Origin of the sequence: Hymenobacter sp. (assembly GCF_035709525.1) — a bacterium.
Lineage (GTDB): Bacteria > Bacteroidota > Bacteroidia > Cytophagales > Hymenobacteraceae > Hymenobacter.
Genome location: NZ_DASTEP010000184.1, coordinates 1 through 9,078, shown reverse-complemented (window position 1 = coordinate 9,078; position 9,078 = coordinate 1). Strand labels below are relative to the sequence as shown.

Sequence of the window (9,078 nt, the reverse complement as noted above, 5' to 3'; positions counted from 1 at the left end):
ACGACGAGCGGACAGCCGGCGAAAAGCCGGCAGCCCGCCCCGGCCTGTTTGGCCTTGCCTGCGCACAGAAGTAGTTGCCCAAAAAGGGAAGTGAGTTCGGTAAAAAGGGAAGTCAGCTTCTCTTTTTACCGAACTCACTTCCCTTTTTGGTGAACTCACTCGACTTGGAGGCGAACTCACCTCTCTTTTTGGCGAACTGGTTCGGGTCGGACCCGAACTAGTTAGGGTCCGACCCGAACTCACTGCCCTTTTTGGCGAACTAGTTCGCCCCGACCGGCAACTAGCTGGCCGGCGCGGCTAGCCTTTGTAAAACATCCACTTCGACAGCTCTTTGTACGTCACTTTTTTGCCGTACATCAGGATGCCCACGCGGTAGATGCGGGCCGCCACCCAAGTAGCCGCCACGAAGCCGGCCACCAGCAGCGTGCCCGACAAAGCCAGCTGCCACATGGGCACGCCGAAGGGCAGGCGCATCACCATCGCGATGGGCGAGGTCAAGGGAATCATTGACAGCCAGAAGGCCAGCGGGCCGTTGGGGTCGCCGTTGATGATGACCACAATGCTGGCGATGTAGCTCAGAATGAGCGGTAGCGTCACCGGCAGCATGAATTGCTGGGCATCGGTCTGGTCATCCACGGCCGAGCCGATGGCCGCGAAGAGCGACGAATACAGCAAATAGCCGCCCAGGAAGAAGAACATAAACCCGCCCAGAATGCTACCCATGGGCAGCCCGCCAAGCACGCGCCACATACCCAAAGGCTGGCCGGGCCGGGGCGCATCGGCCACGGTGCTGGCATCCGCGTCGGCCGCGTCGGCAGCTACAGTTGCCGCAGGCTGGGCGGCGGCGGGGGCAGCGCTGGTCGCTGCCTTGGTGGTGATGGTGGTAGTAGCGGCCGGTTTGTCGGCGTTCAGCAGCAGCGGCGCTATCACCGAGGTGAAGCCCCACGACAGCACCAGCCACAGCGCAAACTGCGTGAGCACCACGCCCGCGATGCCCAAAATCTTGCCCATCATAAACTGAAACGGCTTCACCGACGAAATCATGACTTCCATGATGCGGTTCGATTTTTCTTCGCTCACGCCGCGCATCACCTGCACGCCGTAGATGAAAATGAACATGTACACCAGGATGGACAGCGCGTAGGCGATGCCCGTCGTCTTGTTGGCATCGTTGCGCTGGCCGCCTACCTCGTCGAGGTTAATGGCCGAGAGCTCCACTTTAGCTTGCAGGTCGTCGATGGTTTCCTGCTTGATGCCCGAGCGGGCCATCTTGAGCTCGGCCACGGCTTTGGTCACGGCCTTGCGGATGTTGAGCTGGCGCTTGAGGGCCACGTTGCCCTTGCCCAGCACCTGAATGCCCTGGGTGCTGTCGAGCGTGAAGCTAGCCGGAATATTGAGCAGCGCCGCTTGCTTGGGCTTGGCTTTGGTGAAGGCGGCCTGCGCGGCGGCCAGCGGGCCGGGCGCGGCCGGCACAAAGTGCACTTCGTCGGTATCCTGCAAGCGGGCGGCTAGGTTGAGGCCACTCTCGTCGTGCACGGCCACCACGTCGGGGTCGGAGGAGGAGCTGAACTTAGCGATGCCGATGGTAGTAGCCGCCAGCAGCAGCGGGGCCAGCAGCGACAGCACCAGGAAGCTTTTTTTACGCACGCGCTGCACGTATTCGCGCTGGATAATGAGCCAGATTTTATTCATAACAAAAGGGCGCGGCCCTGCTTAAGCGTTGACGTTTTCGACCAGGCTGCCCGGCATGGTTTCGCCCACGCGCCGGATAAAAATCTCGTTGATGCTCGGCACCCGCTCGCGGAAGGCCTGCACCTGCACCTGCCCGATGAGGAAGCGCAGCAAATCGTTGGGCGTGGTGCCGGCGTGCAGCTGCACGCGGGCGTAGAAGTGGTCGTTTTCACGCTCCTTCTGCTCCAGCACCTCAAAATCGGGGTGCATCAGCATCAGCCGGCCCTGGCCCTCTACCTCGTAGGTGTTGGTTTTGAACTGGTTTTTGATGGCCGTCACCGGCCCGTCGAGCACCTTGCGCGATTTGTTAATCAAGGCGATGCTGTCGCACAGCTCCTCCACCGATTCCATGCGGTGGGTCGAGAAAATGATGGTCGCGCCTTGGTCGCGCAGGGCCAGAATCTCGTCCTTGATGAGGTTGGCGTTGATGGGGTCGAAGCCCGAAAACGGCTCGTCCAGGATAATCAGCTTGGGCTCGTGCAGCACCGTGGCGATGAACTGCACCTTTTGCTGCATCCCCTTCGAGAGGTCTTCCACGTTTTTTTCGGCCCAGGGCTTGAGCTCCAGGCGGTCGAGCCACTTCTTGATGCGCTGCACGGCGTCGGCGCGGCTGAGGTCGCGGAGCTGCGCCAGGTAGAGCAGTTGCTCGCCCACCTTCATCTTTTTGTAGAGGCCGCGCTCTTCGGGCAGGTAGCCAATCTGGCCGATGTGGCTGGCATTCAGCTTTTCGCCCCGAAAAAGCACCTCGCCCGAATCGGCCCCCGTTATCTGGGTGATGATGCGAATAAGCGAGGTTTTGCCCGCGCCGTTGGGCCCGAGCAGGCCGAAGATGCTTTGCTCGGGCACGGCCAGGCTCACGCCGTCGAGGGCCGTGTGCTGGGCGTAGTGCTTGCGCACATCGCGCACCTCCAGGATGGGCGCCGCAGTAGTTTTTTGCATGAGAAAAAGGAGAGATGGTAGTCGGAGGGTAAAAGTAGCCGCCGCGTGCGCTGGCCCGCAATAGTCGGGCTTCAAACGGCGCGGGGCCGGCCCCAAGCAGTAAAAAACGGGGCTGAGTGGTTGCGGCCGTCATGCTGAGCGCAGCGAAGCATCTCGCTTGGCGCAGTAATCCCTGACGTTTTAAGGTTAGTACAGCACGCGAGATGCTTCGCTGCGCGCTGCAGGACGATTAGTTGTCTGAGCAATCGCTACTTATCGATTTCTACCGGCTCATCCAGCTCGCGCAGCTGGCCCTCCAGCCGGTCGAGGTGCTGGCCGTAAAGCCAATGTAGATACCGCTTAGTGGTATGGGCAGTGGGCAGGTAGATTACCACGCACAGCACCAGCAGCAGCCCTCCCACAACCAGGATTTTAGTGGGTGTTACGGCTTTGGTAGTGGTAGTCAGGGCCATTACGCCCATGAGCAGGCACGTCAGCGGCAGCATTGCCAAGGTGAAACGGTAATAAAACCGGATGAGCGCGCGCAAGCCAGTGGTCAGGCGCAGCAGGTAGGCGCGCAGGTCGCCGGCCGGGTTGCTCATGTCGCGCAGCAGCCCCAGCTTGCGGTGAAAGTAGAAGATGCAAACCGCTGCTATCAAAGCCAGTATTCCGCCCCACAGGCGCACCCACAGCACGGGTGCCAGCCACGCTATGCCCAGCGAAATGGGGAGTAGCGCATAATTAATCGCCATTTCTATCCGGGCATTACGCCGCAGCCGCACCACGATACTGTCCGACTGCTGGGCCAGTAGCCGGCGCAGGCCCGTGGTGTCCAAAGCGGGGGATGCCGCAGCCGGCTCGGGCCGCTGCCATTGGCGGCGCAAATCATCAAGCTCCATAAAAAATACTTGTTAAACGCTATTTATGAACTAATTGCTTGCGCAGCTTTTCCTGCACGCGGTGCATTTTCACCCGCACGTTATTCTGGGTAATGCCCAGGATGTCGGCCATTTCGTCGTAGGGCCGGTCTTCCAGGTAGAGCAGCACGAAGGCCTTGTCCACGTCCGACAGGCGGTTGATGGCCGCGTAGAGCGCGGCCGTTTCTTCGGGCTCGTAGGCGCTACTTTCCACGGGCTGGGTTAGGTGCCAGGCTTCGCCTTCCACGTCTACCGAGGCCGGGCGGCGGGTGCGCTGCCGCAGGTTGGAGATGGCCACGTTGAGGGCGATGCGGTAGAGCCAGGTGCTGAGCTTGGCATCGGGCTGGGGCACGTAGCGCGGCCAGGCCCGCCACAGCTGCAAGACTATCTCCTGAAATAAATCCTGGCGGTCGTCAGCATCCTGGCAGTAGAGCCGGCATACGCGCCGCACCAGCGGCTGGTACTCGTGCAAAGCAGCCAGAAAATCGGCAGAAGGGGCGGCGGTAGCCATTGCGGGGGTCTTGGTTTCGGGAAGGTATATCGCGGCCAGAGGCAGGCTATTACAGGCAGCCAGTAATTTTATTTGGCGTGTGCGGGCGATGCTATCAGCGCACAAAAAAGCGGCCCCGCCACTTGGCAAGGCCGCTTTCCGGCAAGAAACAAGCTAACGGCAGCGTAGGCTAGTGCACCACCACGCGCCGGGTGAGGGCGGCCGGGCCGGCTACCAGGCGCAGGCTGTAGAGCCCGGCCGCCAGGTCGGCGGTAGGCACCATAAACTCGGCCCCGGCGGCGGGCAACGCCACGGCCTGCTGGCGCACTACCTGGCCGAGGCTATTGAGCAAGTCGGCTTGTACCGTGGGCACCCCGGCCACGGCCGGCACCCGCACCGTGAAACACTGTTGCGCAGGATTGGGGAACACTTCGACGGCAGCGGCGGCCAGCCCTGGCGTGGCCGCGAGCGGCGCGGCGGCGGGCAGGAAGGCATACACCTGCCCGGTAGCCGGCCGCCCCAGCCGGTCGGCCGATACCGTAGCCGATACGCCGGGCGCGGAGCCGCTATTAGTCAGCGATAAGAAGCTGCCATCGGCTCCCTTCATCCCGATGGTGGCGTCGTTGGCTTCGCCGGGCGGGCCTTTGCGGTACACGTATTCAATGCGGCCGCTGGTTTCGTAGAGCTTGACCTGAAACGAGACGTAGGCTGGCACTTCCCCATTCACGTCGTAAAAATCAAGCCACTGCATAGTCAGCACGCGGCTGGGAGCGGTGCCAGTCGTGGTGTACTGCGCCGTGGCACCCGAGCCCGAAAAAGCAGCTAAATCCGTCCAAAACGGGGCCAGCACCGGCAAACTGGTGCCCGTGAGGCGGGGGCTGGTCATGGTGTTGCTCAGCTCCTCGCCCACCGTCGAGAGCGCACTCCCAAACCCCAGCAGCCCGTTGGACGACACCCGAAAATTGGTGTAAGTAGCGCCCGCAAACGGGAATGAAAACCCGATGGGCAAGCTGCCCGAACTTGCATTATTAAAGATGATGGCTGGCACTGCCGTGCCCCCTGTAATCGGCGTGAACGTGCCGGCCGACGCCGCCAACTGGTAGCCCGCTACCGATTGCGCGCTGGCGCTGGCACTACCCAGCACCAAGGCCACGCCTACCCACTGCCGCATCCGGCGACCAAATTTTGCGGGGTAAAGAGAATCTGACATAAGTAAGGAAGGAATGCGAAACCTGAACTGCCATCAATTAAAATCCAGCAGTTCATTCCGCAAAAGTCTTATAAATGCATCATAGTTGCAAATTAAGAAATTCCGCAATTTTACCACTACGCCAGTTTCCAGGCCGCCCCGTAGCGCCGCTACACGCAAAACGCCCCGCCCGGCCAATGGCCAAGCGGGGCGTTTTGTTAACTAAAAGCGAGCACGTATCTCGCTCAAGCGCTGCTTATTGAAAGTACTCTTTTACTTTCTCAAAGAAGCCCTTCTCATTCTTGCCGGGGTGCGGCACGAAGTTATCCGAGTCGCGCAGCTTCTCCAGCAGCTCGCGCTCCTGATTGCTCACGTTTTTGGGCGTCCACACGTTCAGGTGAATGAGTTGGTCGCCGCGGCCGTAGCCGTTCAGGTCTTTGATGCCTTTGCCGCGCAGGCGCAGGATTTTGCCGGGCTGGGTACCGGGGTCGACCTTGATTTTTACCTTGCCCTCGATGGTGGGCACCTCCAGGCTCGCACCCAGGGCAGCATCCACGAAGCTGATGTACTGCTCAAACATGATGTTGTTGCCATCGCGCTTGAGGAATTCGTGCGGCTCCTCCTCGATTTGGATGAGCAGGTCGCCGGGCACACCGCCGCGCTCCGGGAAGTTACCTTTGCCGCTCATGCTCAGCTGCATATCGTTGGCTACGCCGGCCGGGATATTGATGGGAATCACTTCCTCGTTTAGCTGGCGGCCGTCGCCTTTGCACACGTCGCAGGTCGTCGAAATGGTTTTGCCCTCGCCGTGGCAGGTGGGGCAGGTGCTAGCGCTCACCATCTGGCCGAGCATGGTATTCACCACCTTCTTGGTTTGGCCCTGGCCCTGGCAAGTGGGGCAGGTTTTGAGCTCGGTGCCGTTTTTGGCACCCGTGCCGCTGCACGGCGGGCACGCCACGTAGCGCTTCACCTTGATTTTCTTCTCGACGCCGTTGGCGATTTCCTCCAAGTCGAGCTTGAGCTTGATGCGCAGGTTAGAGCCCTTTTTCACGCGGCGGCCACCGCGCTGCCCGCCCCCGCCGAAGAAGCCTTCGAAGCCCCCGCCGCCGCCGAAAATATCACCGAACTGCGAGAAAATATCCTCCATATTAGGCCCACCGCCGCCGGCCGCGCCGCCCACGCCCTGGTGGCCAAAGCGGTCGTAGCGGGCGCGCTTGTCGCCGTCGCTCAGCACCTCGTAGGCCTCGGCCGCCTCCTTAAACTTGTCCTCGGCCGTGGGGTCGTCGGGGTTCTTATCCGGGTGATACTTGATAGCCATCTTGCGATAAGCCGACTTGATTACGTCGCCTTCCGCGTTTTTCGCCACCCCTAATACTTCGTAATAATCGCGCTTTACGGTTGCCATTGCTGTATTAAAAAAACGTCTGTCATGCTGAGCTTGCGAAGCATCTCGCGTGCTGCACTAACCAAAAAATCTGAAAGTTAGTGCAGCGCGTGAGATGCTTCGCAAGCTCAGCATGACAGTAGTAATCAAACTATTGACCCAAAACCACTTTGGCGTGGCGGATAACCTTGTCGCCCAAGTAGTAGCCTTTCTCAATCTCGTCCACAATCTTGCCGCGCAGCTCGTCGCTCGGGGCCGGAATCTGGGTGATGGCCTCGTGCAACTCGGCGTCGAAGTCGCCGCCTTTGGCGTTCATCGGGGTCAGGCCCTTCTGCTCCAGGGTTTTGTTGAGCTTGTTGTAGGTGATGTCAAGCGCGTTTTGCAGGGCGGCCGGGTCGGCGGTGCCTTGCGTGTGCTGGCGGGCGCGGTCGAAGTCGTCGAGCACCGGCAGCAGGGCTACCATCAGCTCCTGGTTGGCGGTTTTGAAGAGGTCGGCGCGCTCCTTGGTGGTGCGGCGCTTGTAGTTCTCAAACTCGGCAGCCAGGCGCAGGTACTTGTCTTTGAGGTCGGCCAGCTCGGTTTCGGCGCGGCTGGCACCTTGTGAAGCACCGGCTTCGGGGGTAGCGGCGTCGGTAGCGAAGTCTTGCTCGCCGGCGGTGTGCTCGGGGGTAGCGGCGTCGAGGGGCTGGTCGTCGGGATTCATCGGTTTATCGTCGGTCATTTTCTGGAAAAAATGGCGGAATCGGCTAGAAAAGGGAGTTGCCATACGGGCGGCCGGTCAGGCGCAAGGAGTTTGCCAAAGCTGGGGAGGGTGACAAGTTGGCACAGGCTTAATACTTTTATACCGCCCTTATTTCAAGAAATCAGACAGAATGCTTACTGAAGAACAAAATCTAATTGTGGCTCAATTAGAAAAGGCCGCGAAATCTGGAGATGCAGAAGATGCCTACCAAGCTCTTTTAGCAACCTTTGTAGAATTTGAGAAAGATGGAAAATTTCGAGTGCAAACAGTGCCTTCTCTCATCAAGATTTTAACTTATCTTAATCATTACAGCCATGAAGACATCGTGCGCCTACTTCAACAAGCCAAAGATTCTCGCGCCGTTGATGCTCTATACAATGCCGCAGTAACTATTCCCGAATACCAACAAGACTACGACGGCGGAGCAGCTTTAGCACGAAAGTGTACTTGGGCGCTAGCAGATATTGGAAATGCAGAATCTTATCACAAACTCCAGCTATTGGCAAAAAACAGCAATTCTGAAATTGCTGGCTACGCACAAAAGCGGATAGATTTGTGGAGTGAGGAGCTACCGCGTAAGGGTCACCAATTTAAACCCTAGCCCTACTCGTGCAGCGCCCCCCAAATCATATCCTTGAGCCGCTGAATATTCTTGTTCGTGAGGCTGGAAATGAATACGGTGGGTGGCAAATCGGCAGGTAGCTCGGAGAGCAACAGAGCTTCCAGCTCCTCGTCTATCATGTCGGCTTTGGTGATGGCCAGCAGGCGCTTTTTATCCAGCAGCTCGGGGTTGTGCTGCTCCAGCTCGTTTAGCAGCACGCGGTATTCGTTGGCGATGCTGGGGCTGTCGCCGGCAATCATGAAGAGCAACATGGAGTTGCGCTCGATGTGGCGCAAAAAGCGCGTACCCAGGCCCTTACCCTCGGCCGCGCCTTCGATGATGCCCGGAATATCGGCCATCACAAACGACTTGAAATCGCGGTACGCCACCACGCCCAGATTGGGCACCAGGGTAGTAAACGCGTAGTCGGCAATCTTGGGCTTGGCAGCCGAAACTACTGACAGCAAAGTGCTTTTGCCAGCGTTGGGGAAGCCCACGAGGCCCACGTCGGCCAGCAGCTTCAGCTCCAGAATCACCTGCTCCTCGATGCCGGGCTCGCCGGGCTGCGCGTACTGCGGGGCCTGGTTGGTGGCGGTTTTGAAGTGGTCGTTGCCCAAGCCGCCGCGCCCGCCGGGCGTGAGGATGAGGCGCTGGCCATCCTCGGTTATTTCGAGCTTGACCTCGCCGGTTTCGGCGTCGCGGGCCACGGTGCCGAGCGGCACTTGTATCACGATGTCCTCGCCCTGTGCGCCCGAGCGCAGGTTGGGGCCGCCGCCCTCGCCGTTTTCGGCGAAGAGGTGCTTGCGGTATTGCAGGTGCAGCAGCGTCCAGAGCTGCGAGCTACCCTCCAGGATGATGTGGCCGCCGCGGCCGCCGTCGCCGCCGTCGGGGCCGCCGTTGGGCAGGCCCTTGGCCCGGAAGAAGTGGTGCGAGCCCGCACCGCCCTTGCCCGAGCGGCAAGTGATTTTTACGTAGTCGATGAAGTTGTTATTAGCCACGTCGTTAGGAGTTTTGAGTTATGAATTTTGAGTTATGAGTCAGGCTCGTTTTGAACCAAAGGCAATAGCTAGACGAGTCATGCTGAACGCAGTGAAGCATCTCTATCG

The 9,078-nt window shown here is 59.7% G+C and carries 9 protein-coding genes; 1 reads left to right on the top strand and 8 read right to left on the bottom strand.

The window, feature by feature from the left end:
- Nucleotides 1–297: 297 nt before the first annotated feature.
- From VFO93_RS16560 to VFO93_RS16530, 7 genes are all read right to left on the bottom strand, one after another.
- Nucleotides 298–1,692, bottom strand: coding sequence for an ABC transporter permease (locus tag VFO93_RS16560; protein WP_325135484.1), 1,395 nt, complete (start codon nucleotides 1,690–1,692; stop codon nucleotides 298–300).
- Between the two features lie 21 nt (nucleotides 1,693–1,713).
- Complete coding sequence (locus tag VFO93_RS16555) at nucleotides 1,714–2,670, bottom strand: ATP-binding cassette domain-containing protein (RefSeq protein WP_325135483.1); 957 nt, start codon at nucleotides 2,668–2,670, stop codon at nucleotides 1,714–1,716.
- A gap of 248 nt (nucleotides 2,671–2,918) precedes the next feature.
- Entirely contained in the window at nucleotides 2,919–3,548 is a 630-nt protein-coding gene (locus tag VFO93_RS16550) for a hypothetical protein (protein ID WP_325135482.1), read from the bottom strand.
- Nucleotides 3,549–3,567: 19 nt separating this feature from the next.
- On the bottom strand, nucleotides 3,568–4,077 hold the full coding sequence (locus VFO93_RS16545; RefSeq protein ID WP_325135481.1) for a sigma-70 family RNA polymerase sigma factor: 510 nt from the start codon (nucleotides 4,075–4,077) through the stop codon (nucleotides 3,568–3,570).
- Between the two features lie 169 nt (nucleotides 4,078–4,246).
- Nucleotides 4,247–5,266, bottom strand: a complete 1,020-nt coding sequence (locus VFO93_RS16540) for a hypothetical protein (protein WP_325135480.1) — start codon at nucleotides 5,264–5,266, stop codon at nucleotides 4,247–4,249.
- A 235-nt stretch (nucleotides 5,267–5,501) separates the two neighbouring features.
- Entirely contained in the window at nucleotides 5,502–6,650 is a 1,149-nt protein-coding gene (gene dnaJ / locus VFO93_RS16535; protein WP_325135479.1) for a molecular chaperone DnaJ, read from the bottom strand.
- A gap of 130 nt (nucleotides 6,651–6,780) precedes the next feature.
- On the bottom strand, nucleotides 6,781–7,350 hold the full coding sequence (locus tag VFO93_RS16530; protein ID WP_325135478.1) for a nucleotide exchange factor GrpE: 570 nt from the start codon (nucleotides 7,348–7,350) through the stop codon (nucleotides 6,781–6,783).
- A gap of 151 nt (nucleotides 7,351–7,501) precedes the next feature.
- Between VFO93_RS16530 and VFO93_RS16525 the strand changes: the two genes are divergently transcribed.
- Nucleotides 7,502–7,972, top strand: a complete 471-nt coding sequence (locus tag VFO93_RS16525; protein WP_325135477.1) for a hypothetical protein — start codon at nucleotides 7,502–7,504, stop codon at nucleotides 7,970–7,972.
- Between the two features lie 2 nt (nucleotides 7,973–7,974).
- Here the strand turns inward: VFO93_RS16525 and obgE are convergent, their stop codons facing one another.
- Complete coding sequence (obgE, locus tag VFO93_RS16520; RefSeq protein WP_325135476.1) at nucleotides 7,975–8,970, bottom strand: GTPase ObgE; 996 nt, start codon at nucleotides 8,968–8,970, stop codon at nucleotides 7,975–7,977.
- Between the last annotated feature and the right edge of the window lie 108 nt (nucleotides 8,971–9,078).

Bases quoted from the DNA above. Each gene is read 5' to 3' on its own strand.
- VFO93_RS16560 (WP_325135484.1), bottom strand. From the start codon at position 1,692: ATGAATAAAATCTGGCTCATTATCCAGCGCGAATACGTGCAGCGCGTG.
- VFO93_RS16555 (WP_325135483.1), bottom strand. From the start codon at position 2,670: ATGCAAAAAACTACTGCGGCGCCCATCCTGGAGGTGCGCGATGTGCGC.
- VFO93_RS16550 (WP_325135482.1), bottom strand. From the start codon at position 3,548: ATGGAGCTTGATGATTTGCGCCGCCAATGGCAGCGGCCCGAGCCGGCT.
- VFO93_RS16545 (WP_325135481.1), bottom strand. From the start codon at position 4,077: ATGGCTACCGCCGCCCCTTCTGCCGATTTTCTGGCTGCTTTGCACGAG.
- VFO93_RS16540 (WP_325135480.1), bottom strand. From the start codon at position 5,266: ATGTCAGATTCTCTTTACCCCGCAAAATTTGGTCGCCGGATGCGGCAG.
- dnaJ (WP_325135479.1), bottom strand. From the start codon at position 6,650: ATGGCAACCGTAAAGCGCGATTATTACGAAGTATTAGGGGTGGCGAAA.
- VFO93_RS16530 (WP_325135478.1), bottom strand. From the start codon at position 7,350: ATGACCGACGATAAACCGATGAATCCCGACGACCAGCCCCTCGACGCC.
- VFO93_RS16525 (WP_325135477.1), top strand. From the start codon at position 7,502: ATGCTTACTGAAGAACAAAATCTAATTGTGGCTCAATTAGAAAAGGCC.